At 72.2% G+C, this 24,206-nt stretch carries 20 protein-coding genes and 1 pseudogene; 7 read left to right on the top strand and 14 right to left on the bottom strand.

Annotated features, from left to right (window positions below; genetic code table 11):
* Positions 1–36: 36 nt before the first annotated feature.
* Both ACLQ23_RS12455 and ACLQ23_RS12460 read right to left on the bottom strand, forming a co-directional pair.
* On the bottom strand, positions 37–1,875 hold the full coding sequence (locus ACLQ23_RS12455) for an NHL domain-containing thioredoxin family protein (RefSeq protein ID WP_355630341.1): 1,839 nt from the start codon (positions 1,873–1,875) through the stop codon (positions 37–39).
* A gap of 194 nt (positions 1,876–2,069) precedes the next feature.
* Positions 2,070–2,376 (bottom strand): annotated as a pseudogene (locus ACLQ23_RS12460) (transposase); the annotation flags it as partial.
* Between the two features lie 156 nt (positions 2,377–2,532).
* Between ACLQ23_RS12460 and ACLQ23_RS12465 the strand changes: the two are divergent.
* Positions 2,533–2,991 carry a GNAT family N-acetyltransferase gene (locus ACLQ23_RS12465; RefSeq protein WP_355630338.1) on the top strand — a complete coding sequence of 153 codons (459 nt, stop codon included), beginning with the start codon at positions 2,533–2,535 and terminating at the stop codon, positions 2,989–2,991.
* Positions 2,992–3,133: 142 nt separating this feature from the next.
* Here the strand turns inward: ACLQ23_RS12465 and ACLQ23_RS12470 are convergent, their stop codons facing one another.
* From ACLQ23_RS12470 to ACLQ23_RS12500, 7 genes are all read right to left on the bottom strand, one after another.
* Positions 3,134–5,857, bottom strand: a complete 2,724-nt coding sequence (locus tag ACLQ23_RS12470) for an LppU/SCO3897 family protein (protein ID WP_425734966.1) — start codon at positions 5,855–5,857, stop codon at positions 3,134–3,136.
* Between the two features lie 341 nt (positions 5,858–6,198).
* Complete coding sequence (locus ACLQ23_RS12475; protein WP_355587720.1) at positions 6,199–6,336, bottom strand: hypothetical protein; 138 nt, start codon at positions 6,334–6,336, stop codon at positions 6,199–6,201.
* A gap of 219 nt (positions 6,337–6,555) precedes the next feature.
* Entirely contained in the window at positions 6,556–8,034 is a 1,479-nt protein-coding gene (locus tag ACLQ23_RS12480) for a dihydrolipoamide acetyltransferase family protein (protein WP_355588465.1), read from the bottom strand.
* A gap of 5 nt (positions 8,035–8,039) precedes the next feature.
* Entirely contained in the window at positions 8,040–9,029 is a 990-nt protein-coding gene (locus ACLQ23_RS12485) for an alpha-ketoacid dehydrogenase subunit beta (protein WP_355587722.1), read from the bottom strand.
* Positions 9,029–10,207, bottom strand: a complete 1,179-nt coding sequence (pdhA, locus tag ACLQ23_RS12490; protein ID WP_355587723.1) for a pyruvate dehydrogenase (acetyl-transferring) E1 component subunit alpha — start codon at positions 10,205–10,207, stop codon at positions 9,029–9,031. The genes ACLQ23_RS12485 and pdhA overlap by 1 nt, the downstream gene beginning before the upstream one ends.
* Positions 10,208–10,867: 660 nt before the next feature.
* Positions 10,868–11,377 carry a hypothetical protein gene (locus tag ACLQ23_RS12495; protein ID WP_355587725.1) on the bottom strand — a complete coding sequence of 170 codons (510 nt, stop codon included), beginning with the start codon at positions 11,375–11,377 and terminating at the stop codon, positions 10,868–10,870.
* Positions 11,378–11,401: 24 nt separating this feature from the next.
* Complete coding sequence (locus ACLQ23_RS12500) at positions 11,402–11,602, bottom strand: hypothetical protein (protein ID WP_425734965.1); 201 nt, start codon at positions 11,600–11,602, stop codon at positions 11,402–11,404.
* Positions 11,603–11,722: 120 nt separating this feature from the next.
* On the opposite strand from ACLQ23_RS12500, the gene ACLQ23_RS12505 reads away from it, so the two are divergent.
* Positions 11,723–12,346: a phosphoesterase PA-phosphatase gene (locus tag ACLQ23_RS12505; protein ID WP_425734964.1), complete on the top strand. Its 624-nt coding sequence runs from the start codon at positions 11,723–11,725 to the stop codon at positions 12,344–12,346.
* A 100-nt stretch (positions 12,347–12,446) separates the two neighbouring features.
* On the opposite strand, the gene ACLQ23_RS12510 is transcribed toward ACLQ23_RS12505, so the two are convergent.
* Genes ACLQ23_RS12510 through ACLQ23_RS12520 form a run of 3 tightly spaced genes read right to left on the bottom strand, consistent with a single transcriptional unit; the run spans position 12,447 to position 17,243 of the window.
* On the bottom strand, positions 12,447–13,670 hold the full coding sequence (locus ACLQ23_RS12510) for a hypothetical protein (protein WP_355587731.1): 1,224 nt from the start codon (positions 13,668–13,670) through the stop codon (positions 12,447–12,449).
* Positions 13,671–13,719: 49 nt separating this feature from the next.
* Positions 13,720–15,405: a GTPase gene (locus ACLQ23_RS12515; RefSeq protein ID WP_355587733.1), complete on the bottom strand. Its 1,686-nt coding sequence runs from the start codon at positions 15,403–15,405 to the stop codon at positions 13,720–13,722.
* On the bottom strand, positions 15,402–17,243 hold the full coding sequence (locus ACLQ23_RS12520; protein WP_355587735.1) for an ABC transporter: 1,842 nt from the start codon (positions 17,241–17,243) through the stop codon (positions 15,402–15,404). Before ACLQ23_RS12520 ends, ACLQ23_RS12515 begins: the two co-directional genes overlap by 4 nt.
* A 220-nt stretch (positions 17,244–17,463) precedes the next feature.
* Between ACLQ23_RS12520 and dnaK the strand changes: the two genes are divergently transcribed.
* The 5 genes from dnaK to ACLQ23_RS12545 all read left to right on the top strand — a co-directional run bounded on the left by dnaK (position 17,464) and on the right by ACLQ23_RS12545 (position 22,278).
* Complete coding sequence (gene dnaK / locus ACLQ23_RS12525; RefSeq protein ID WP_355587737.1) at positions 17,464–19,347, top strand: molecular chaperone DnaK; 1,884 nt, start codon at positions 17,464–17,466, stop codon at positions 19,345–19,347.
* A gap of 47 nt (positions 19,348–19,394) precedes the next feature.
* A complete protein-coding gene (gene grpE / locus ACLQ23_RS12530; RefSeq protein ID WP_355587739.1) occupies positions 19,395–20,153 on the top strand; it encodes a nucleotide exchange factor GrpE in 759 nt (252 codons plus the stop codon).
* Between the two features lie 85 nt (positions 20,154–20,238).
* The gene (dnaJ, locus tag ACLQ23_RS12535; protein WP_355587741.1) at positions 20,239–21,426 is read left to right on the top strand and encodes a molecular chaperone DnaJ; all 1,188 of its coding nucleotides are present in this window, start codon (positions 20,239–20,241) and stop codon (positions 21,424–21,426) included.
* 30 nt (positions 21,427–21,456) lie between these two features.
* Entirely contained in the window at positions 21,457–21,897 is a 441-nt protein-coding gene (locus ACLQ23_RS12540; RefSeq protein ID WP_030332087.1) for a heat shock protein transcriptional repressor HspR, read from the top strand.
* Positions 21,898–22,032: 135 nt separating this feature from the next.
* Positions 22,033–22,278, top strand: coding sequence for a hypothetical protein (locus ACLQ23_RS12545; protein WP_425880671.1), 246 nt, complete (start codon positions 22,033–22,035; stop codon positions 22,276–22,278).
* 78 nt (positions 22,279–22,356) lie between these two features.
* Here ACLQ23_RS12545 and ACLQ23_RS12550 read toward each other — a convergent pair whose 3' ends face one another.
* Both ACLQ23_RS12550 and ACLQ23_RS12555 read right to left on the bottom strand, forming a co-directional pair.
* Entirely contained in the window at positions 22,357–22,788 is a 432-nt protein-coding gene (locus tag ACLQ23_RS12550) for a hypothetical protein (protein WP_425880672.1), read from the bottom strand.
* 209 nt (positions 22,789–22,997) lie between these two features.
* Positions 22,998–24,203: a cation:proton antiporter gene (locus ACLQ23_RS12555; protein WP_355587745.1), complete on the bottom strand. Its 1,206-nt coding sequence runs from the start codon at positions 24,201–24,203 to the stop codon at positions 22,998–23,000.
* Positions 24,204–24,206: the final 3 nt, after the last annotated feature.

The following is a 24,206-nucleotide window of genomic DNA, read 5'->3' on the forward strand; positions in this document are numbered from 1 at the left end:
CAAGGGGCCCTTCCTAACAGCTGGGCGTCGAGACAGCTAGGCGTCGAGGCCGCGCAGCACCAGGGGAAGTCGGGTCGCGGCACCCTCGACCACCCGGACCGGTACGCCCCAGTCCTGCCGGGTCAGGTGGCAGGCCGCGTGCTCGACGTCCGCGTCGCACGTCGCCGCCTGCGCGGTCACCTGCAACACCCCGGCGGTGACCTCGCCGTTGAGCACCAGTCGGCGGGACAACTCGGTGCCCGTGCCGCCACCGTCCAACAGCAGTTCCGGCGGGGACGCGGAAACCACCAGCCGGGTCGACGGCCCGAACGTCTCGTCGAGCTTCTGCCCCGGCGCGGGAGTGAAGACGATGTCGAGGATGACCGCTCCCGCCGCCACGTCGGTCGGCTTACGTTCGGTGCGGTGCCGGGGCCCGTCGACGGTGCTCGCGCCGGCCGCCGACAGCGCCCCCGGGGCCAACCGGGTCAGCCGGTGCCCGGCGGACTCCACCACAAGCACCTCACCGGCCGGGGTGAGCACGAGATCGCTCGGTTCGGCCAGCCCATCGGCGACCGTTGACACCTGGGACGTGGCCGGGTCGAAGCGGCGCACGGCACCGTTGTACGTGTCGGCGATCAACACCGAGCCGTCCGGCAGCGCGCACACCCCGAGCGGGTGCTGGAGCAACGCCGACTCCGCCGGCCCGTCCACGTGGCCGAAGTCGAACAGGCCCTGCCCGACGGCGGTGCCCAGCACCCCGTTCTCGACGTACCGGACCGCGCTCGTCTCGCTGTCGGCTATCCACAACCGGGCACCGTCGGCCGACACGGAAAGCCCGGACGGCTGCGCCATCCACGCCTCGGTCAGCGGGCCGTCGCGCAACGCCTCGACTGTGGTGCCCGCGTACATGCCGGCGGTCCGCTTGATCGGGTCGAACCACCAGAGCTGGTGGATGCCCGCCATCGCGATGATCAACTTGTCGTCGTACCAGGCCAGGTCCCACGGGGACGACAGATCCACGGCGAGCGCGTCGTGCGCGTGGTCGTCGACCGAGGCACGCCACTGCCGGCCGCTGCCGGCCACGGTGACCACCTCACCGGACGCCAGCCGTACGCCGCGCAGCAGGTGGTTGACAGTGTCGGCCACCACCAGGTCGTAGCCGGCCACCTCGGCGACGTGCCGGGGCAGCAGGCAGAGCCCCTGTGGCTCGGAGAAGGCCGCCGCACCGGCCGGCCCGTCGGCCCTGCCTCTGTCGCCCGAGCCGATCCGGCGGACAAGCGTCTCGCCGTCCGGGGCCAACTCGACCAGGGAGTGCCGCGCCGAGTCGGAGACCAGCAGGTTGCCGCCGTCCAGCAGCACCGCCTTGCCGGGGAAGCGCAGCGTCGTCTCCGGCGCCGGCGGCGGGACGTACGGGCCGTCACCCCGGTGCAGGGTGCCCTTGGCCTCGTGGGTGGCGATCAGCTCGTCGATCAACCGGGCCAGCCCTTCGGCGTGTCCCTCGCCGGCCATGGTGGCCACCACGTAGCCCTCGGGGTCGATCACCGACAGCGTCGGCCAGGCACGGGCCGCGTACTGCTGCCACATGTCCAGCTCGGGATCGTCGAGGACGGGGTGGTGCACCCCGTACCGCTCCACGGCGGCGGCAAGCGCGTCGGCGTCCTTCTCGTGCTCGAACTTCGGGGAGTGCACGCCGATCACCACGAGTACGTCGCCGTACTTCTCCTCCAGCGGCCGCAGCTCATCGAGCACATGCAGGCAGTTGATGCAGCAGAACGTCCAGAAATCTAAGATGACGCAACGACCTCGAAGATCCTGCAATGTCAGGTTTTTTCCACCCGTATTAAGCCACTGCCGGCCCCGTAGTTCGGGCGCACGTACACGCGCTGTCGTTGCCATGCCTGTCAGCCTGCCACGGCGAGGCTTTGCGTATCGGTGGTCGTGACCCGGACGACAGAAAGCGTCGAGGCACACACAACGGCTCCCAGCGCTCGGGTCGGTTGCCGGGTCCGGGCCGTGCGGGCGGCGGTCTCGGTCAGCGCGCCGCACTCGATCCCGAGCGGTATCGCGCGCGGCAACGCCATCCGGCGGCGGGTGTCGGTCGCGGCGTGGACACTCACGGCGATCTGGCAGTTCGTGACCTTACCGAGGGTGCCGGAGTGCTGCCGGGCCACGCACGCCGACGCATTGCCGTCCTAGGGGGAACTCCGTGTCGTCCACTACCCATACAGACGGGCACACCAGGTCAATAGCGGTCTTCGCCAGCCGCTGTCGCACACCGGCGACATCCCGGGTCGATGAGGTCAGGAACTGCTGCAACTGCTGGTGATCCACCTCGAGGCGCTGCGCCGCGAAGTCCTCCAACCGCGTCCGCACCCGTGTGAGTCCTCGCTCGTCCACGGACGGGAGCCAAACACAACCCAAAGAGCCCTATAAGCGACACACCGGAACAACCTAACAAAGCACTACTAGCCGCGCCGTGATCGCGCGCGGCGACAGCTACCATAGTGGACGATAACGTCCACTCGACACGTTTCAGTTACCGGAGAAAACCTGATGCCCCCGACGATTACCGACGACAGGTACGACAGCGCCGACGGCACCCGGCTGATCGATGAGATGGCGGCCGACCTCCGCGCGCGCTACGGCTTCACCCGGGCCGACGATCCGGAGCCACTGGACGCGGATGACTTCGCTCTGTTCCTGATCGCCCGGGATCCCGACGGCGAGGCGCTCGGGTGCGGTGCCTTGCGTTTTCAGGGCGACGGCACGGCCGAAGTCAAGCGCATGTTCGTAGTGCCGAACGCTCGTGGAACCGGCGTCTCCACCGCCATCCTGCGGGCACTCGAGGAGCGGGCCAGGGAGCAAGGTATCAAGTCGTTGGTGCTGACGACCGGGCCCGGTCAGCCCGAGGCGATCCGTTTCTATCACCGCGAGGGCTACCAGCCGGTGGAAGCCTTCGGACCGCTGAAAGCGTACCCCGGGGCTGTCTTCCTCGGCCGGGATCTCGTCTGAGCGCCCAACCCGAACGGTTTGTCCGACCTCTACCTGGTCTCCTGCTCGGAGGGTGGACTTCGCCGCGCCCGGCGGCGAGCCGATCGGCCAGCCGACGACGACGGCGGGGCCACGGTTGCCCGTGACCCCGCCGCCTGTCGGTCTAATTCGTGGCCGGCTTGAGGCAGAGCACCCGGTTGGCACCGTCACCGGGCAGCACCACGTGGGGCTGGGCCGGGTCGGCGCACTTGTCCTTCGAGTCCACCTTGGACACGATCGTGAAGGCGTCCGCCTCGCCGCAGTCCACCGCCGACGCGGCCTGACCGGCCTGCTTTACGCAGGTGCCGACCGCCGGGTCGAAGGCAGGCGAGTTGTCGTTGCCGCCGAACTTGCCGAGCAGCATCAGCAGGCCGAGCGGCACCGCCAGGATGAGCACCGCCGCGACAAGCACCGCCGCGAGCACCCGCCCGTTGCGGACCTTCGGCGTCGGCGGCTCCGGTTTGGGCTCGTCGGCGTCCGGCTTGAACGCGTCGAACCGACCCTGGTCCGATCCGCCGTCCGCCTGGCCCCAGGCGGGCGCGGACTGCTGCGGCGGCGCCGGGAAGGCAGGGAACTGCGCACCCGGCGCAGGCTCGGTGGTCGGCGCACCGCCGAAACCCTGCCCGCCGAAGCCGGGGGCGCCGTTGACCGCGGCGCTGCCGGTTGCCGCGGCCCCCGGAGCACCGAAACGGTCACCCGGGCGCTCGGTGCCGGACTGCGGCTTGACCCCGTTCACCGGCCGGTTGGTGCCGGGGGCGTCGACGAAGGACGGAACCCCCGGCGGGAACGCCGGTGGCGCGGCGGCGGCTGACGGAGGCTCGCCGAAACCGCCGGGCGTCGACGAGCGGTCCCGGTCGTCGAAGCGCTGCTCGGAGGACGACTCGCCGCCCCAACCGGGGAAACCCGACCGCTCCGCACCGTTCTGCCAGTCCGGTGGGCCCGGACGGTCGGCACCGTTCTGCCAGTCCGGTGGGGACTGACGCTCCGGGCCGCTCTGCCAGTCCGGGCCGTTCTGCCAGTCCGGGGCGCTCGGCCGGTCGGAGTCGTTGCGCCAGTCGGGCGTGCTCGGGCGCTCGGAGCCCGGGTCGGCCTGGAACGCCTCCGGTGCCGACTGCTCCGGCTCGTTCTCCGGCTCGGCCTGGGCCGGGCGGCCGTACACCCGGGGCTGTGGCGTGGACGTGCTTGCCGGTCGCATGGCCTGGTCCGCCGGTGGCATCACCCGACTCGCCAGCGGCACCGAGGCGCTCGCCGAGGCGCGGCCCGCCGCGCCACCCGCCGACCCGGCGTCCGGCACCGGTACGACGGCACGACCCGCTCCCGACTCGGGAGAGGTACGCGGAGCGGGAACCATGGCACCAGCGGCCGGAGCATCCTCGGCGCGACCCCAACCGGCGGGCTCCGCCTCGTACTGCGCGGCGGGTTCCGGGGTGTCGCGCTCGGCGTACGCCGGCTGCTCGGGGATCGGCGGGTACTGGGTCGGGGGCGCGTAGTCGGCCGGCGGGGCGGCGGCCAGGCTCGCGCCCGGCACGCGCTGTTCCTGTGGCGGCAGGGGAACCGCGTTTGCCGGTGAGATCCCCGGTGCCGGGGCGGGCTGGTAGACCGGTGCGTCGTCGCCCCGGCCGCCGCGGGACTGCGCGGAGGCTTCCGCCTCGGCGCGCCCCCACACCTCGCCGGGCGCCCACGGCTGGACCTGCGGGACAGCGGCACCGCCCTGCGCGGCGTTGCCCGGGTCGGCTGCGGCCCAGCCGGGCGTCGCGTCGTTGCCGGGCACACTGGCGCTGGCTCGGGCGGCCGGAGGGCTGGCCTGCTCTGCCTGTTGCCAACCCGCCGGTTCCGGCCGCTCGGCCGGCTGGCCCTGGGCCGAGAGCACCCAGTCGGGCTGTTGCGGGCGGCCCTCGGCGTTACCCCAGGCCGCCGGCTGTGCCGGCTCGTCCTGCCGTACGTCGGCGCCGTCGCCCCAGCCACCCGGCTGCGCCTGCTGTTGCTGCTGTGCCGCCCATCCGCCGGAGCGGGACGGGTCGTCCTGACCAGGCCGGTTGGCCGTCGGCGGTTGGGCCGTGCCACGGGCGCCTGCCGGCTCGGCCTGGCCCCAGGCGGGGGCCGCCGGCTGCTCGGCCTGCTCGGTGGGCTGACCCCAACTCTGGGGCGCCTGCGCGGCCGGCGTCCACACCGGCTGGTCGTCCCGGCCGGCGGCGGCACCGACGGCCCAGCCGCCAGAGCCGGACTGGTCGTCCTGCTGTGCGCTGCCGGGCCAACCGGCGGGCTGCCCGGGCTGGGCGCCGCCGCGCCAGTCGTCGGCGGGCGGGCTGGACTGCGCGGCACCGCCCCAGCCGCCGGAGCCGGGCGCGTCGTCCGGCGGGGTCTCGGTGCCCCAACCGCCAGAGCGGGCCGGGTCTTCCTGAGCTGGCCAGGCGGTCGTGGCCGGCACCTGCGCGGCACCTCGCGCGGCAGGCTGGGCCGGCGCCCACTCGGGCTGCTCGGGCGCGCCGGCGGGTGCGGCCTGCTCGGGTGGTGTCCAGCCCTGCTGCGGAGCCGTCCACTGGGCGGGCTGCCCCTGCTCGGGGGCGCCACCGCCGGTGGCCCAGGCGGGCTGTCCGGGGTCGCTGGACTGTGGAGCGGCGGCGGCACCCCAGGCGGGGTTCGCCTGCTGCTCGGGGGACTGGGTCGCCCACGCGGGGGCCGGCGGGTTGGGCCGCGCTGGCGGCGGCGGCGCCCAGCCCAGGTCGGGGCCGGCGGCGTTGTAGCCGTTGTCCGGCTGCGCCGGGCGGTCGCCGTACGGCGCCGGTCCGGCGCCCGGTGACACCTCGTCCGGCTCCTGGCCGGGGCGGTGCGGGCCCTCGGACGTCATGGGTGCGCCTCCTCCATCACATGTCGGCCGCCGGCACCGATCGGTCTCCTCGGCATGGCAGCCGGCGTCACCGGCGTACCGCCGTGCCGGCTCCCCGCACGGTATCCGGTGCCCGCACGAGGTGTCCAAGGAGCACCTGTCGTCACTCCGCGTTGCCGGTCGGTGTCGAGCAGCTTCTATCGGACCGGCGTCGGCAGTGCCGGCCGGCGGCGACCGAAGCCCACGGTACCGGGCGCTGCGGCAGGGCGGAATCCCGGTCCAGGTGGTGGCGGAACGCCGATGGCCCACCCGGAACCGGGTGGGCCATCGATCTGGAGGAGGGTGCGGAATGTCGTGGAGCGTCAGCTCATGTGACGCTGGGCGATGACGAGGAGTTCGTCACGAACCGACGGCGAGTTGGCCGAACGCAGCGCGTGCTCGATGGCACGGGCGCGGCGGGTGGCGACGCGGTGGTTGCGGATTCGCTCAATCATGCTCATTGGTGGGTCCCCCTGGCTATTCGATTGTCGGCCCCTGATGTGTCTATTTAACCGCAGCAGCCCGTGGAATGCCATCGATTGTTAGGTGAGCTGGGACACCCGCCTAACGATCGAAGGTGGGGATGGCTCCTGACCGACTGTTCCGTCGCTCAACGGACACGGCCGGTGTGCCGGGCGTTAACCCGTCGCACACCGGCCGTGGCCTTGCGTTCGGACCCGTCAGGTCCAGGCGAGCAGCGCCGCCTCGGGGTCGGCGAGGAAATCGCCGATGTCGCGCAGGAACTTCGAGCCCAACTCACCGTCGATGATCCGGTGGTCGAAGCTCAGACCCAGCGTGGTGACCTGACGTGCCTTGACCTTGCCCTTGTGCACCCAGGGCATCTCCCGTACGGCGCCGAAGGCCAGGATCGCCGACTCCCCCGGCGGCAGGATCGGCGTACCGGTGTCCACCCCGAACACACCGACGTTGGTAATCGTCAGAGTGCCGCCGGACATGGCCGCCGGTGAGGTGCGGCCGGACTTCGCCGTCTGCACCAGGTCGTTGAGCGCGTCCGCCAACTCGCGGAGCGAGAGCCGGCCGGCGTCCTTCACGTTCGGCACGATCAGGCCGCGCTCGGTGGCCGCCGCGATGCCGAGGTTGACGTACTCCTTGACCACGATCTCGTCGCCGGCCCAGGTCGAGTTGACCATCGGGTGTCGCTGCACGGCCAGCAGCACGGCCTTCGCCACAAGCAACAACGGCGAGACCCGTACGTCGCGCCACTCCCGCCGGCCACGCAGCCGGTCCAGCGCCTTCATGGCCCGGGTCACGTCGACGGTCAGGAACTCCGTCACGTGGGGGGCCGTGAACGCCGACCGGGACATGTTCTCGGCGGTGAGCTTGCGTACCCCCTTGACCGGGATGCGCTGCTCGCGGTCGGCACCGAAGCTCGCGGCGCTCGTCGCCACCGGCGTCACAGCGACCGGCTCGGCGACCGTGGTGGCCCCGTTCGCCGCCTGCTGTACGTCCTCCCGGGTGATCGAGCCCAGCGGCCCCGAACCGGTAAGCGCGCGCAGGTCGACGCCAAGGTCCTTGGCGAGCTTGCGCACCGGAGGCTTGGCAAGCACAACCCCATCGCGGCCGCCACTCACCACATCGCGTCGATCATGGACCTGTGGTGCCGGAATTGCAGGGGTGGCAGCGGGTTTATCACCCACCACAACTCCATGATCGACGGGGGCAGGGGCAGGGGCGGCGTTTTTGCGGGGGCGGCGTTTTGCTGTTGTCGTTCGGGGGCCGTAGCCGACCAGGACCGCTGTGCGTCCGCCCGGGGCCGGGCCGCCGATCAGGCCGGGTTCGACCATGCCCTCGGCCGGTGCCACCTCGACCGCTGCCAGCGAGGCCGCCGACGGGGTGGGCAGGTCGCCCGTGGGGGTCGCCGTGGTCGACGGCGCCTCCAGCGGGCCGGCGCCCGGGTCGGTGTCGATCGCGATGATCGGGCTGCCGACCTCGACAGTGGTGCCCTCCGGGTGGAAGATCGCCTGCACCTGCCCGGCCCACTTCGCCGGGATCTCCACCGCAGCCTTGGCTGTCTCGACCTCGACGATCGGCTGGTTCAGCTCGATTGTGTCGCCGACCTTGACGAGCCAGGTCAGGATCTCGCCCTCGGTCAACCCCTCACCCAGGTCGGGCAGGTTGAATTCCTTGATCCGGGACATGGCGCTCACCAACCGAACGTGCGGTCGACGGCGTCGAGCACCCGGTCCAGGTCGGGCAGGAACTCCTCCTCCACCCGGGCCGCCGGGTAGGGGATGTCGAAGCCCGTGACCCGCAGCACCGGCGACTCCAGGGAGTAGAAGCACTCCTCGGTGATCCGGGCTGCCAACTCGGCACCGAGGCCGATGTTCGACGGCGCCTCGTGCACCACCACCGCGCGGCCGGTGCGCTTCACCGACTCGTAGGCGGCCGTCAGGTCCAGCGGGGACAGTGACCGCAGGTCGATTACCTCAAGCTCCCGGCCGTCCTCGGCGGCGACGGTCGCCGCCTCCAGGCACGTCCGCACCATCGGCCCGTAGGCCAGCACTGTCACGTCGCTGCCGGGCCGCACCACGCGGGCCGAGTGCAGGGGGTACGCCTCGGACAGCGGCGCGTCCAGGTCGACCTGGCCCTTCTCCCAGTAGCGCCGCTTGGGCTCCAGGAAGACGATCGGGTCGTCCGAGGCGACAGCCTGCTGGATCATCACGTACGCGTCCTGCGGGTTGGCGCAGGACACCACCTTCAGGCCGGCGGTGTGCGCGAAGTACGCCTCCGGCGACTCGGAGTGGTGCTCGACCGCGCCGATGCCGCCGCCGAACGGAATCCGGATGACCATGGGGATGCTGAGCTTGCCGCGCGAGCGGTAGTGCATCTTTGCCACCTGCGACACGATCTGGTCGTACGCGGGATAGACGAAGCCGTCGAACTGGATCTCGCAGATCGGCCGGTAGCCACGGATGGCCAGGCCGACGGCGGTGCCGATGATGCCCGACTCGGCAAGCGGGGTGTCGATCACCCGCTGGTCGCCGAAGTCCTTCTGGAGCCCGTCGGTGATCCGGAAGACGCCGCCGAGCTTGCCGACGTCCTCACCCATGATGATGACCTTGGGGTCGTTCTCCAGGGCGCGGCGCAGACCGGTGTTGAGGGCCTTTCCGAGGGTGAGCGTCTCCGTGGCCATCAGTGTGCGCTCCCCTCGAACGACTCCATGTAGCGGCTGAACTGCGCGCGCTGCTCGTCCAGCAGCGGAGACCCGTTGGGGTAGACGTGGTCGAACATCGTCACCGGCTCCGGGTTGGGCATGGCCAGCACACGCTCGCGCAGGTGCACCGACTCGCGGCGGGCCTGCTCGTCGATCTCGGCGAAGAAGTCCGCGTCGGCGATCTGCTGCTTCTCCAGGAACGCCCGTACCCGGGCGATCGGGTCCTTGGCCTGCCACGCCTCGACCTCGCTGGCGATCCGGTAACGCGTCGGGTCGTCGGAGGTGGTGTGCGCGCCCATCCGGTAGGTGTACGCCTCGATCAGGCTCGGACCCTGCCCGTGCCGGGCGTTGTCCAGCGCCGTGCGGGTGACCGCGTACGTGGCAAGCACGTCGTTGCCGTCCACCCGGATGCCGGGGAAGCCGAAGCCGGCGGCCCGCTGGTAGAGGGGGATGCGGGTCTGCCGCTCCAGCGGCTCGGAGATCGCGTACTGGTTGTTCTGGCAGAAGAAGACCATCGGCGCGTTGAACACGCCGGCCCAGACGAACGCCTCGTTGACGTCACCCTGGCTGGTGGCCCCGTCGCCGAAGTAGGCGATCACGGCTTCGCCGTCCTCGGTGCCGGTCTTGCCGTCCATGGTGATGCCCATGGCGTAACCGGTGGCGTGCAGGGTCTGCGCCCCGATCACGATCGTGTACATGTTGAACTTGAACTCGTTCGGGTCCCAGCCGCCCTGGTCGACGCCGCGGAACAGGCCGAGCGGCATGATCGGGTCGATGCCCCGGCAGTAGAGGACGCCGTGCTCCCGGTAGGTCGGGAAGGCCATGTCCTGCGTACGCAGAGCCCGCCCGGAGCCGACCTGGGCCGCCTCCTGGCCGAGCAGGCTGGCCCAGATGCCCAGCTCACCCTGCCGCTGCAACGCGGTGGCCTCGGCGTCCAGCTTGCGGACCAGCACCAGGTCGCGATAGAGCCCGCGGTACTCCTCGTCGGTGAAGTCGACGCGGTACTCGATGCCGTCCGGCCCGATGACGCTGTCGATCCGTTCGCCTTCGGGGGTGAGCAGTTGTACCAGGTCCGGATCGCCGGCCGCGCGCTTCTTGGAGCGGGGTGCAGCCCGCCTGCCGCGGGTGGGGGTACCCCCGGGGTCGCCCTTTGCCATCGGTGTCTCCCTGTCGTGTCTGCGGCGGCACCGGGGGGTCACCCGGCCGCGCAACTCGTGCGCCTGCCCGGCTGCTGCCGGGCCGGTTCCTGGCGGCCGCGCCTAGCCCCGGTGGGGGTTGCCGCGCGGCGTGAGCCGGATTCTTGGCTGAACCCGGTTCGGGAGCGCCGGCGCCGGGCCGCGCCTGCCGCGAGGATGCGCGGCGGTCACGGCTGCGTTGCCGTCGTGCTCCATATTCGCAGAGCAGGTGAGCGCGCCCACAGTACGCCTGCCCCGCATTCCGAACGTCTAGGGTTTGCTGCCGTTTGTCTTCATCGTGCCGTAGCGCGTCCACCGGGCGATCCGGCGACGATTCGTCACCGTTCGGTCAGTGCTGCGTGTCGACACGCGGTGGGGACTGGCTGACGGACGGTAACTGAGTCAGGCTGATTGCCACAGGATCACATTGATCGGGTGGTTTGCCGGCTTCCGGTCGGCGACGCCTGTTCTCCCGCAGCGACGAACGACAGCGACGAACGACAGCGAACGACAAGGGGGCGCGGTGGACGAGCCAGGTGACGGTCCCGGTGCGCCGCTGCTCGGCCGACACCGAGCCGCTGGTGGATACCGCAGGGTGGTCGGGGCGCACCGCGCGCCCGGCATCGGCGGCCCTTCCCGGGGCTACCTGCTCACCGTCGCGCTACTCGTCGGCACCGCGTCGATGCCCATCCTCGCCGCGATCAGCGCGGGCTCTGCCACCCAGGGCAGCACCGCCCTACCGGACAGTGGCACACCGTTCATCCCGACGCCGTCGGTCGGGCCGGTGGTCATCCCGATGCCGATGACCGCCCAGCCGGCGCTCCGCCCACCAGGCACGCCCGGCGCTGATCCGACGACGCCCCCCGGCTGGCTGCCCGCCGCTCCCCGACCTGCTGCGGACGAGTCCTGGTCCGGGCCTACTGCCGACGACAGGCTGCCCGCGCACCGGCCGGCCCCCGCCCTGCCGGTGCCGCGAGCAACCCGGAGTACCCCGCCGCCCGCGCGTCCGCCCAGCCCGTCGCCGGTGCCGTCGCCCACCGGGCCACCGGATCCCGACCCGACCCCGACAGCCACGCCGAGCCCGACGCCGACCGACCCGGTGACACCCACCGCGACCGACCCGGTGACACCCACGGCCACGGACCCGGTCACACCGACGGCCGTCCCGACGAGCACCTACAGCGTGCCGGCCGGCACACCGCCGTGCACACCTCCCGCCGGGCCACCCACCCGGACCGCCACTCCCACGGTGCCGGCTTCCCGGACCGCCAGTCCCACCGCCTCGGCTCCGTGGACCGCCGCCTCCACAGCGCCGACTTCCCGGGCCTCCACAACGCCGGTCGCCCGGCTCAGCCGGACCGCGCCGCCGTCGTCCACGGTCGGTCCCTAGCCGGCCGGACCGAGGCATCCCACAGTTCCAGCAGCGGTACGGTGACGGTCAGGCGCCACCGACACGGCGGCGACGGTCCACGGTAGGCACGTACCGGAGGGGGTGGCGTGGGCGGCGGTGCGGAGCCCCGCCCGGTCGCCGTCCGGCCCGGCCCGGGGCTGCGGATCGCCCGACTGGTCACCGAGCTGACCGCGCCGGCCGTGCTGGTGTCGCTGCTGATGATCGCGGTGAGCTGGCACAGCTCCCCGGGCGGCGGCCGTGGCCTGGCGTGGGGCCTGCTCGCCACGCTCTTCGTCACCGGCATCCCGTTCGCCTACATCCTCGGCGGGGTGCGCCGGGGCCGGTTCACCGACCACCACATCGGCCGCCGGGAGCAGCGGCGGGTACCGCTGCTTGTCGGCCTCGGCTCGGTCACCGCAGGGCTCGCCCTGCTCGCAGTGCTCGGTGCGCCCCGGCCGCTGCTGGCGCTGGCGGTGGCCGGGCTGGTGGGCTTGGTGGTCGCCGTGTCCGTGAGCCACTGGTGGAAGATGTCGATCCACTCGGCGGTGGCGGCCGGGACGCTGGTCATCCTGGCGATGACCTTCGGACGCGGCTTCCTCGTCGCCGCGCCGCTGCTTGCGGTGGTCGGCTGGTCCCGCGTGCGACTGCGCGACCACACAGTGCCGCAGGTGCTTGCCGGAGGCGTGGTCGGCGCGCTGATCGCCGCTCTCGCCTTCGGCCTGCTGCGCTGAGCGAACCTGCTTCTGCGTGGATCGAGCCGTGCGATGCAGGGTCGGCGGAACCGCGTCGGCCGGCCCGGAGCCGTCAAGCCCCGTGCCGGCCCCGATGCCGTCAGGCGCCGTCGTCGGCCAGGCGGTGGCGGTTCGCCTCGATCCAGGCGTCAAGCGCGGCCGGGTCGTCCGGGTCCACGCCGTCGGCCATCAGTTGGGCCACCGCAGCCGTTGCCGGGCTGCGCCGCTCGCCGGTCGAGTAGAGCCGTGCGAACTCCGGCACCATCTCCTCGATCGCCTCGTCGGTGCGTGTCGCGGCGGCCTCGGGCAGCCCGCGCTGACGTGACGCGTACCGGGCCCAGGCGCGGAGCACCCGGGGCAGCATGGCCGCGTCGTCCATGTCGAGCACGGCACGGCGGTGCACCCAGTCGAGCAGGAAGAGCCCGGACACCGCCGGGCTCCAGCGCATCGGGTCGGCGTCCGGGAAGGTCGCCGAGTGGTCCAGCAGCAGGCTCAGGCAGAAGTGCAGCGAGGCGAGCTCCGGGCCGTCGACGGTGTCGAGGCCGAACCGGGCGGCCTCGGGCGCGGCAAGGAACCGCCGGACCAGGTCGGTGCGCTCGGCGGCGGACAGCGGTTCGACCTCCGCCGGGCCGGTCGGGGCGGCGGCAGTGGGCAGCGCCGCCAGTCGGGCGCCCACCAGCGCGCGGTCGGTGGCAAGCGAACCCTCACCGGGCAGCTCGCTCAGGTCGTCGGTGACCGAGAGATGGCGGGCCACCTCGCCCCGCAGCCGGGACGGGTCCTCGGTGCGGAACCAGGTCAGCTCGTCCTCGGCGCACATCTGCCGGACCTGGTCCAGGATCCGCTCCGCCGGCCCGCCGACGAAGATGTCCTTGGTGATCCCGATGTTGTGGTCGACGAGGGCCACAAGCGCGTGCTCCGGGCCGCCCGCCGCGTCGTCGTACGCGAAGGTGGCGAGGTAGGAGGTCTGGTCGCCGTACACGTCGCCGTACGCCCAGCTGCCGGTGAGGTGAACCCGGCCGAGTTGGCCTGACCAGGCGGGCGCCTGGCTGCCGGGACGGACCCGCTCGGCGCCTTCGGCATTCGGAACGAGGGTGGCGAAGACCTGCCGGATGGTGGTCGCCGCCGCGATCCGGCGGCGGGCGGTGGCGGCGAGGAACCCGGTCACGAATTCCCGTACGGCGGTGTCGCGGTCGGTCTCCGCGATCGCGTAGACACTGCCCAGCAGGGCGCTGCCGAGCATCTCGGCGTCGAGGGCGGACTCCAGCTTGGTCACGTCGCGTGCGGCGTGCAGCACCGCGTCGTAGGGGGTCTGAGGCGTGGCCATGCTCCGACCCTACGCCGCCGGAGGGGCTGTGCAGAGCGGTAGCGATGCGTCAGCGGTGGGCGGCGTCCCCCAGCGCCTCCCGTGCCTGCTCGTACGAGGCGAGCACGGTCCGCACCGGAACGAGCACGTACTCGTGCCCCACGTCGGCCACCTTCGCCGTCAGCCGCTGCTGTGCCCGGCCGCGTGCCCGCCGGGCCGCCCAGCGGATCACCGGGCGGGTCAGGGCCGCCATCAGCAGCCCGGCCAGCAGCCCGCCGAGCAGCAGCAGGGTGGGCAGCGGCACCTGGCCGACCATCGGGTTGTCCAACGCCGGCAGGCCGAGCACCCGCAGCGCGTACCCGAGCGCCAGCCAGCCCAGCCCGACCACGGCGGCGAGGGTGACAAGCCACTGCACAGCGCCGACGACCCGCCACCAGAGCGGTCGCCGGTCCAGGCCGAGATCGGCGCCGGCGATCGCGCGGTCCAGCGCGTCGGGCAGGTCGTTCAGGCGGGACCGGGCGGCTGCTGTGACAACGGGCGGCCAGGCGGCGGGCAGGTGGGCGGCGGCCCGGTCGGCCACCGCGCGGATCGCCAGGCCGAGCGCCGAGCGCTGGGCGGCGGTCGGGTCCGGTACCGAGGTCGCCGCGACAAGGCTCTCCGCCGGGTCGGCCTGGTCGCCGGTCGGGCCGGGCAGGTGCAGCCGCCGCAGCGGGTCGGGCCGGAGCCGACGCCAGCCTCGCACCACAGGCCAGCCGGTGGCCGCGCCGGCCCGGTGCCGGTACGCCTGCTCCACCGCCTCGGCCACCGCAGGCACACCGGCCGCCCCGGCCAGCGCCCGGTTCAGTCCGGCGACGGCCGCGTCGTCCGGCCCGGCCGGGCGTCGTGCCGAACCGACCAGTTCGTCCAGTCCGGCGACCACCGAGTCGACGTCGCCGGCCAGCCGGCGCAGGGCAGCCTGCCGCTCGGCGACAGTCCGCTCCAGGGCGTTGCGCAGCCCGACCATCCCGGCCGGGTCGATGGCGGTGGTGGCAAGCAGTGGAACTCCGGTAAGCCCGTCGCTGTCGAGCAGCCGGCGCAGGTCGTCCAGGACCCGGGGCAGCTCGGCCTGGGGCAACCGGTCGGCCTGGTTGAGCACGACGAGGGTGACGTCGCGGTGCCTGTGGAACTCGCGCAGGTAGCTGTCGTGGATCACCCGGTCGGCGTACTTCTGCGGGTCGACCACCCAGACCACCTGGTCGACAAGGCCGAGCAGCCGGTCCACCTCCAGCCGGTGCGACCGCTGCACCGAGTCGAAGTCGGGCAGGTCGAGCAGGATCAGGCCGTGCAGGGCCGTCTCGTCGTCCCCGTCGAGGGCGCTCTCCCGAACGAAGCGGTGCCGGGGCAGCACACCGATCCAGTCGAGCAGCCGGTTGGCGCCCTCCAGCGGCCCCCACACGCAGGCGTGGGTGACGCCGGTGGTCGGTCGGCGGACCCCGACCGGCGAGAGCTCCAGTTGGGCCAGGGCGTTGAAGAGGCTGGACTTGCCGCTGCCGGTGGCGCCTGCGAGGGCGACGACGGTGTGGTCGCGGGACAGCGCGAGCCGGGTGCCGGCCCGTTCGACGAGGGTGTGCGCGGGCACCAGATCGGCGTCGGGCAGCAGGCCGTCGACTGCGGTCAGGAACCGGCGTACCGCGTCGAGGCGGGTGATCAACGCATCCGGGTCGATGCGCTGGTCGCCGCGGAACGCCTCGCGTACCCGGCCGACGATGTTTGTCACCGGGAGTCCTCCTCGTCGCCGCCCGCCGGCAGGCCGCTGCCTGTGGCCAGGCCGCTGCGGTGCCGGGCCAGCTCGACCAGGCCGGCGGCGCGGCGCAGTTCGTCGCCGGCCGCCGCTGCGGGCCGGGCTTCGGCGGTGCGGGCCAGGAAGCGGTGGGCCTCCGTGTCCAGCAGCGCCCGTACCCGGACCAGCAGGTCGGTCCGGGCCTTCGCGGCGAGGGTACGCACCGCCTGGTCGCCGAAGATCGCCTGGAGTACGGCCTGGGCGGCGACGGTCGTGCCGGCCCCGGCGGCCACCTCCAACCCGGTGGGAATGAACGCCGTGGAGGCGAACACGGCGATCATCACGGCCAGCCCTGTGGCGTTGACCGCGTACGCGGCGGTGCGTGCCACGAACCGCTTGTCGCCGCCCTCGACCCGGACGAGTTCCAGCACGCCGCGCTGCCAGTCCCGGACCATCCGCTCGGCGCGTTCGGGCAGGTCGTCGCTGGGGTGGGCGAGCCCCGGCTCAAGCAGGTCGGTGCCCGCCGGATGCGCCTTCCAGCCGGTGTACGCGGCCTCGGCGGCCTCGGACGCCACCCCGCGCAGCAGTGTGACGAGCTGCGACTCGATGGCGTTGCGCAGCTCGGCGGCGGGCGCTGGCCGACCGGTGACGGTGGACACCAGCCGGTCCCGCAGTCGACCGATCCGTGCCTCCAGGGTGCGGAAGAACTCGCCGGTGCCGACGAACTCCTGCCAGCGGGCCAGCACCTCGCCGCGGAGCAGCCGGCCGTCCCGCAGGCCCTGCTCGACCGTCCGCTCGGCTCCCCGGTAGGCGCCCCGGACGCGCTCGTCCAGCCCGTCGGCGGCGGCGACCTGCTCGTCGGCGGCGTCGGCCAACTCCTCCACGGCGGGGTGCAGGGCGGCCAGCGCGCCGTCCAGGGTCTGCCGGACCACTGCGGCGCGGGCGTCGGCGTCGGCGGCCAGCCGGGCGAACCAGTCGGCGAGCGCCGCGGTGACGCCCTCCGGGAGCAGCCCCTGCCCGTCGACCCAGGTCTCCGGGAGCACGAAGAGGGGTGCCCGGCCCAGGTCCTGCTCGGCGAGCATCTCGGTCAGGTGCGCGGCGATCTCGTCGCTGGCCTCGGCGGGCACCCGGTCCAGCACCATGGCGATCACCGCGCCCCGGGCCCGCGCGCTGCGCAGCAGTTCCCAGGGCACCGCGTCGGCGTACCGGGCGGCGGTGGTGACGAAGAGCCAGAGGTCGGCGGCGGCGAGCAGTTGGCTCGCGAGCGCCCGGTTGGCGTCGACGACCGAGTCGATGTCGGGCGCGTCGAGGAAGGCCAGCCCGGGAGGCAGGGCCGGCGCGGTGACCAGGTGCAGGGCTCGGGGGTCTTCGCTGGGCTCCGTGGTGCGGGTCAGCCCGGGCAGCAGGTCACCCTGCCGGAACCAGGTGGCGTCGGCCGGGTTGCACACCAGCACCGGCGAGCGGGTGGTGGGCCGGAGCACACCGGCGGCGCTGACGCGGGCCTTGACCAGGCTGTTGACAAGTGTCGACTTGCCCGCGCCGGTGGAGCCGCCGACCACCACGAGCAGGGGGGCGTCCAGGCGGGCGAGCCGGGGCAGCAGGTAGTCGTCGAGCTGGTCGGTGAGGGCCGTGGCGGTGTGCCGGGCGGAGTGGGCGGAGGGCAGCGCGAGGGGATACCGGGTGGCACCGATCGCGGCCCGGAGACCCGACAGCGCGCCGGGGAGGCTGTCGTCCCCGGTGGTGGCGGGCGGCTCCTCCGCGGCGTCCGGCGGGCCGGTGCGGGCTGCGACGGCGGGCGCGCCGGAACGGGTGGCGGAATCGCCGTGCGTCGTCACCGCTAAAGCGTGCCCGACCGATGCAAGGGAAGACAACCGGACGGTAATAACGTCTGGGTTGCGTGGGGTCGGCTCAACTCGACTTGACGATTCGCCAACGCGTGGCACTATTGAGTCAAGTCCACTCAACTTGTGGTGGGGCCCGCTGCGGGCGGTGCCCGCCAGGCAGTCGCGGGCAACACCCGCCACCTGCACAACCTTACGAAGCGAGGAAGCGAAGATGGCACGTGCGGTCGGTATCGACCTCGGCACGACGAACTCCTGCGTCAGCGTTCTCGAGGGCGGTGAGCCCACCGTCATCGCCAACGCTGAGGGCTCGCGGACGACCCCGTCGATCGTCGCGTTCGCCCGTAACGGCGAGGTGCTCGTCGGTGAGGTCGCGAAGCGCCAGGCGGTGACCAACCCGGACCGGACGATCCGCTCGGTCAAGCGGGAGATCGGCACCAACTGGTCCGTCGACATCGACGGCAAGAAGTACACCCCGCAGGAGATCTCGGCCCGGACCCTCATGAAGCTCAAGCGGGACGCCGAGGCGTACCTGGGTGAGCAGATCACCGATGCGGTGATCACCGTTCCCGCCTACTTCAACGACGGCCAGCGCCAGTCGACGAAGGAGGCCGGTGAGATCGCCGGCTTCAACGTGCTGCGGATCGTCAACGAGCCGACCGCTGCCGCCCTGGCGTACGGGCTGGACAAGGGCTCCAAGGAGCAGACCGTCCTGGTCTTCGACCTCGGCGGCGGCACCTTCGACGTGTCGCTGCTCGAGCTGGCCGAGGGCGTTGTCGAGGTCAAGTCCACAAGCGGTGACAACCAGCTCGGTGGTGACGACTGGGACCAGCGGATCATCGACCACCTGGTCAAGACGTTCCGCGGCGAGCACGGCATCGACCTGAGCCAGGACAAGATGGCGCTCCAGCGGCTCCGTGAGGCCGCCGAGAAGGCCAAGATCGAGCTGTCCGCCGCCACCACCACCAACATCAACCTGCCGTACATCACCGCTGGCGCGGCCGGCCCGCTGCACCTCGACGTGACGCTCAGCCGGGCCGAGTTCCAGCGGATGACGCAGGACCTGCTGGACCGCTGCAAGGGCCCGTTCGAGCAGGCCGTGAAGGACGCCGGGATCAAGATCTCCGACGTCGAGCACGTGATCCTGGTCGGCGGTTCCACCCGGATGCCGGCCGTCACCGACCTGGTCAAGCAGCTCACCGGTCGCGACCCCAACAAGGGCGTCAACCCGGACGAGGTCGTCGCCGTCGGCGCCGCCCTCCAGGCTGGCGTGCTCAAGGGCGAGGTCAAGGACGTCCTGCTGCTCGACGTGACCCCGCTGAGCCTGGGCATCGAGACCAAGGGCGGCATCTTCACCAAGCTGATCGAGCGCAACACCACGATCCCGACCAAGCGCTCCGAGGTCTTCACCACGGCGGACGACAACCAGCCGTCGGTGCTCATCCAGGTGTTCCAGGGTGAGCGGGAGATCGCGTCCTACAACAAGAAGCTCGGCACCTTCGAGCTCACCGGCCTTCCGCCGGCGCCGCGCGGCGTGCCGCAGATCGAGGTCGCCTTCGACATCGACGCCAACGGCATCGTCAACGTGCACGCCAAGGACCTGGGCACCGGCAAGGAACAGAAGATGACGATCACCGGCGGCTCCTCGCTGCCGAAGGACGACATCGAGCGGATGCGCCGGGACGCCGAGGAGCACGCGGAGGAGGACAAGCGCCGCCGCGACGACGCCGAGACCCGCAACGTGGCCGAGGCGCTCCAGTGGCAGACCGAGAAGTTCCTCGCCGAGAGCGGCGACAAGCTGCCCAGCGAGAACCGGGAGCAGCTCAACGAGGCGCTCGGCGAGCTGCGTGGTGCCCTCGGCGGTCAGGACATCGAGAAGATCAAGTCGGCGCACGAGCGGCTGGCGCAGGTCTCCCAGCAGGCCGGCTCGCTGCTCTACGCGTCTCAGTCCGAGCAGGGCCAGCAGCCCGGCGGCGAGGCCGGCCCGGGTGCGGCAGGCCCCGGTGCGGCCGGTGCGACCGGTCCGCAGGCGGGTGCTGCCGGCGGTCCCGACGACGTCGTCGACGCGGAGATCGTGGACGAGGACGGCAAGAAGTGACGATCGGCCTCCGGGACGTATCCACGGCGAAGGGATGAGGTAGCCGCATGACGCAGAAGTCACGAGCCGCCGACCCGGACGACGCCGGGTCGACGCCGGGTGGCTCCGCGCCCACGGAGCCAGCCACCGGCGACGAGGAGCGGGTGGTCATCCGCAACAACCGCAAGCTCACCGACACGACGGAGCCGGAGGGCACCGCCACCGACGCGGGGAGCGACGTCTCGGCCGAGGGCCTCGTCGAGGATGCCGAGGTAGTGGTCGACGAGATCGAGATCGAGGCGACCTCTGTGGACGGGTCGACGCCGTCCGGTCCGCCGGTGGTGGACGCCCCGGCGCAGCCCGTCGACGGCGGCGGCACCGGGACGTCACTCGGTGCCGAGCTTGAGGCGCTCCGGGCCGAGTTGGAGGAGCGGACCAGGGACGTGCAGCGGGTGTCGGCGGAGTACGCCAACTACCGCAAGCGGGTCGACCGGGACCGCAGCCTGGTGCAGGAGCAGGCGACCGGCTCGGTGCTGGCCGCGCTGCTGCCGATCCTTGACGACCTGGACCGGGCCAGGGAACACGGCGACCTGGTCGGGCCGTTCGGATCGGTGGCGGAACAGCTCACCGCCGCGCTTGGCAAGTTCGGCCTGGCCGCCTTCGGCGAGCAGGGCGACCCGTTCGACCCGACCCGGCACGAGGCGGTCGCGCACCAGACCTCGGCCGACGTCAGCGAGCCGACCTGCGTGCAGGTCATGCGCCGCGGCTACCAGCTCGGTGAGCGGCTGCTGCGCCCCGCGCTGGTCGCGGTCGCGGATCCGGAATAGTGCGAGACAGTGACCGGGCCGTCCCGTCCCCCGCGCAGCGGTGGGCGGGGCGGCCGGGCCACGACGGTCGAAAGGAGGTGGACCGGTGAGTTCGAAGGACTGGCTCGAGAAGGACTTCTACGCCGTGCTCGGCGTGGACAAGGCCGCCTCCGCTGATGACATCAAGAAGACGTACCGCAAGCTGGCCCGGGAATCGCATCCGGATCACAACCCGGGCGACCCGAAGGCCGAGGAGCGGTTCAAGGCCGTGTCCGAGGCGTACAACGTGTTGTCGGACGCCGGCCGTCGCCGGGAGTACGACGAGATGCGTTCGCTGTTCGGCTCGGGCGCGTTCCGGCGCAACGCCCGCGGCTCCGGCCAGCCGGGCGGCATGCCGTTCGACGTGTCCGACCTGTTCAACGGCGGCGCGGGCGGTGGCGGTGACCGTCGCTTCGGCGGCGCCGGTTTCCAGGACCTGTTCAGCTCGATCTTCTCCGGCGGGCAGGCCGGCGGGCAGGCAACTGCGCGTGGTCCGGCCCGGGGCCGGGACGTGGAGGCCGAGGTGGCGCTGGACTTCGGCGACGCGGTCCGCGGGGTGACCCTGCCGCTGACGCTGCGTGCTCCGGGCGTCTGCGACACCTGCCACGGCAACGGTGCCAAGCCCGGCACCCAGCCGCGCACCTGCCCGGTGTGCCACGGCGCCGGGGTGACGACCCGGGACCAGGGGTCGTTCAGCTTCTCCGAGCCGTGCCGCAACTGTCAGGGTGTCGGCACGGTCGTGGAGGAGAAGTGCCCGGAGTGCCACGGCAGCGGCGGTGTCACAAAGACCCGCACGCTCAACGTGCGCTTCCCGGCCGGAGTGGCAGACGGCCAGCGGATCCGGCTTGCCGGGCGCGGCGAGCCAGGTGAGCGCGGCGGGCCGGCCGGCGACCTTTTCGTGCACGTCAAGGTTCGACCGGACGAGCTGTTCGGGCGTACCGGAGACGACCTGACACTGACCGTGCCGGTCACCTTCGCGGAGGCCGTGCTCGGCACGGACCTGCGGGTGCCCACGCTCGACGGTGCGGTAACCCTGCGGGTTCCGCCGGGCACGCCCAGCGGGCGGGTGCTGCGGGCCCGGGGCAAGGGTGTGGTCCGCCGCGACGGGCAGGCCGGCGACCTGCTTGTCACGCTGGAGGTGGTGGTGCCGGCCCGACTGTCTGACGAGGCGCGCACGGCACTTGAGGCGTTCGCCGAGCAGAGTCCGGCGGCGGCGCGGGAACATCTCGACGCCCGGGTGCGTCGGGTCAGTTAGTCCGGTGGGGTGGACGCGGAGGTGAGCGGGATGTCGGGCGAGTTCCTCGGTTCGGGTGACCCGGCCTACGAGGCCAAGGTGCTCATGATCTCGGTCGCGGCACGGATGGCGGGGATGCACCCACAAACCCTGCGCCAGTACGACCGGCTGGGGCTGGTGCAGCCGGGCCGGGCCGCTGGCGGCGGACGCCGGTACAGCGTTCGGGACGTGGTGCTGCTGCGCGAGGTGCAACGGCTCAGTCAGGACGACGGGATCAACCTGGCCGGCGTCAAGCGGATCATCGGGCTGGAACGGCTGCTGGAGCAGGCGCAGCAGCGGGTGGCCCGGCTGGAGGCGGAGTTGGACGCCGCGTACCGCCGGGTGGCCGAGCTGGAGTCGCTGGCCCGCTTCCCGGGCCGCGACCTGGTGCCGACCAACCGCACGTCCACGGCGCTTGTGGTGTGGCGTCCCCGCCGCACGCCGGATCGCTGACCCGCAGCTCACTTTCGTCGTTCCTGGCCCCCGGCCCGTGTCGGTTTTCCGGCGCGGGCCGGACCGTTTCCGTTAGCCTGTCAATACGGGTCCTACCGCCTTAATTCGGGCCTATCGGCGCGATGAGGGGGAACGATGGCGGGGCCGGCGAAGAACTTGGCGGAGCAGACGGAGGAGCGGCTGGAACGGTTGGCCGACACCGTCCGCGAGAAGTTCGACAAGGTGACCGAGGGAAGCTTCCGGGACCGGATCGTCGAAGGGCGGTTCGCCGACCACGGTGACCGCGCCGACGAGGCCGACCGCGGTGATCGCGCCGACCACGGTGGCCGTGCTGACCAGGGCGACAGCGCTCGGCCAGAATCCGGTCGGAAGCAGGACTGACCGGTAACGATGTGCGGGCCGGGACCCACGGGGGGTCCCGGCCCGTCGCTCATCGTCGCCTCGGCAGCCGGGTGCGTGTCAGCCGAGGCGGCGGTTCTCGCGAACCAGGCCGCCTTCGCACCAGTCCCGGTAGACGAACAGGTCCGGTCGGGCGAGGAGTACCCGGCCGTTGTGCGCCCAGATCCTCATCAGCTCGTCGCCGTCGCGTTCGGCCTGCTCGACCAGCTTGCGGAAGCGCCGCTTGGGGTGGGCGCGGAATTTCGTCCGGATGCCGTCGGCGGCGTAGATGTAGAGGCAGTGCAGCGCGAAGCGTCGAGCCGGGCAGGTCGGGTCCATGGCCAGGTCGAAGAGCGTCAGCACCAGCCGGTCGCCGGAGACGAGGAGATCCCAGTCGGGTGGCATGGAAGTAAGCGGCACCGAATCGGGCTGGAATGCCCAGGCTCGCAACTCCGCCGGAGTCGGATCGACGGGGTTGGCAAAGCCGTGGAACGTCGACTCCTGCACGCTCACCGGCCAACCTTCCGCTCTCGCCCGCGCTGGCACTGGCCTGCGGACCGTGGCTGCTGGGGCGAAACGGTAACCTGCCCGCCGGTTGCTGCGGTAGTACCCGCAGGGGCGCAATTCGGCAACCGTTGGCTGTGCTTGTGTGAACGGACGAGCCGCTGACCATCGCCGCCGCTGTCGTGCTGGTCAACGGCACGACAGCGGCGGCGGCGAGGTCAGTCGGGGATGGGTATCGGCGCGCTTCGTTGGATCAGCGCGCGGGCGCGTAGCCACCGTTTGAACCACTGGAAGTCCGGCAGCCGGGCCAGCATCGGACCGGTCACCACGGTGATCAGGACGTAGGCCGTGGCCAGCGCGGCCAGCCGCGGCTCGACGCTGCCGGCCGCCACCGCCAGTCCGGCGATGACGATGGAGAACTCCCCACGGGGTACGAGTGCCAGGCCGGCCCGCCAGCGACCGGGCTCGCCGATGCCGACCCGGCGGGCAGCGAGGTACCCGGTGAGCGTCTTCGTCGCCATGGTGATCACGGCCAGCGCGAGCGCCGGCAGCAGCACCGGCGGGATGTCCCGTGGGTCGGTGACCAGGCCGAAGAAGACGAAGAACACCGCCGCGAACAGGTCCCGCAGCGGGGAGAGCATCTCGGTGGCGTGGTGCGCCACCGGCCCGGAGAGCGCGATGCCGACCAGGAACGCGCCGACCGCCGCCGACACCTGGAGTTTCGCGGCGACTCCCGCGATCAGCAGGGTCAGGCCGAGGACGCCGAGCAGCAGAGCCTCCGGATCCCTCGCCGACAGTGCGGCCGAGATCAGGTGGCCGTACCGGATGGCGACGACCAGCACCAGCAGGACGGTGCCCACCGCGACGGCGAGGGCGATGCCGCCGCCGATCAGGCCGGTGCCGGCGAGGACGGCGGTGACCAGCGGCAGGTAGAGCGCCATCGCCAGGTCCTCGATGACGAGCACCGAGAGGATCACCGGGGTTTCCCGGTTACCGAGCCGGCCCAGGTCGCCGAGGACCTTGGCGATCACGCCGGAGGAGGAGACCCAGGTGATGCCGCCGAGCACCAGGGCGGCGACCCAGTCCCAGCCGAGCAGCAGGGCGAAGGCCGCGCCGGGCAACGCGTTGAGTACGCCGTCGATGAGGCCGGCCGGAGCAGCCGAGCGGAGGTTGCCGACCAGTTCGTTCGCCGAGTATTCCAGCCCGAGCATGACCAGCAGCAGGATGACGCCGATCTCGGCGCCGACCGCGAAGAACTCCTCGCTGGCGTCCAGCGGTAGCAACCCGCCGTGGCCGAAGGCGAGCCCGGCGAGCAGGTAGAGCGGGATGGGTGACAGGCCTACCCTGCGGCTGAGCCGCCCGAGGATCCCGAGGAGGAGAAGTAGCGCGCCGACTTCGACGAGAAGAGTTGTGGAATCGTGCATCCG

Source organism: Micromonospora sp. DT41 (assembly GCF_049841715.1).
Lineage (GTDB): Bacteria > Actinomycetota > Actinomycetes > Mycobacteriales > Micromonosporaceae > Micromonospora > Micromonospora profundi.

Bases quoted from the DNA above. Each gene is read 5' to 3' on its own strand.
- ACLQ23_RS12455 (WP_355630341.1), bottom strand. From the start codon at position 1,875: ATGGCAACGACAGCGCGTGTACGTGCGCCCGAACTACGGGGCCGGCAG.
- ACLQ23_RS12465 (WP_355630338.1), top strand. From the start codon at position 2,533: ATGCCCCCGACGATTACCGACGACAGGTACGACAGCGCCGACGGCACC.
- ACLQ23_RS12470 (WP_425734966.1), bottom strand. From the start codon at position 5,857: ATGACGTCCGAGGGCCCGCACCGCCCCGGCCAGGAGCCGGACGAGGTG.
- ACLQ23_RS12475 (WP_355587720.1), bottom strand. From the start codon at position 6,336: ATGAGCATGATTGAGCGAATCCGCAACCACCGCGTCGCCACCCGCCGC.
- ACLQ23_RS12480 (WP_355588465.1), bottom strand. From the start codon at position 8,034: ATGTCCCGGATCAAGGAATTCAACCTGCCCGACCTGGGTGAGGGGTTG.
- ACLQ23_RS12485 (WP_355587722.1), bottom strand. From the start codon at position 9,029: ATGGCCACGGAGACGCTCACCCTCGGAAAGGCCCTCAACACCGGTCTG.
- pdhA (WP_355587723.1), bottom strand. From the start codon at position 10,207: ATGGCAAAGGGCGACCCCGGGGGTACCCCCACCCGCGGCAGGCGGGCT.
- ACLQ23_RS12510 (WP_355587731.1), bottom strand. From the start codon at position 13,670: ATGGCCACGCCTCAGACCCCCTACGACGCGGTGCTGCACGCCGCACGC.
- dnaK (WP_355587737.1), top strand. From the start codon at position 17,464: ATGGCACGTGCGGTCGGTATCGACCTCGGCACGACGAACTCCTGCGTC.
- grpE (WP_355587739.1), top strand. From the start codon at position 19,395: ATGACGCAGAAGTCACGAGCCGCCGACCCGGACGACGCCGGGTCGACG.
- ACLQ23_RS12540 (WP_030332087.1), top strand. From the start codon at position 21,457: ATGTCGGGCGAGTTCCTCGGTTCGGGTGACCCGGCCTACGAGGCCAAG.
- ACLQ23_RS12545 (WP_425880671.1), top strand. From the start codon at position 22,033: ATGGCGGGGCCGGCGAAGAACTTGGCGGAGCAGACGGAGGAGCGGCTG.
- ACLQ23_RS12555 (WP_355587745.1), bottom strand. From the start codon at position 24,203: ATGCACGATTCCACAACTCTTCTCGTCGAAGTCGGCGCGCTACTTCTC.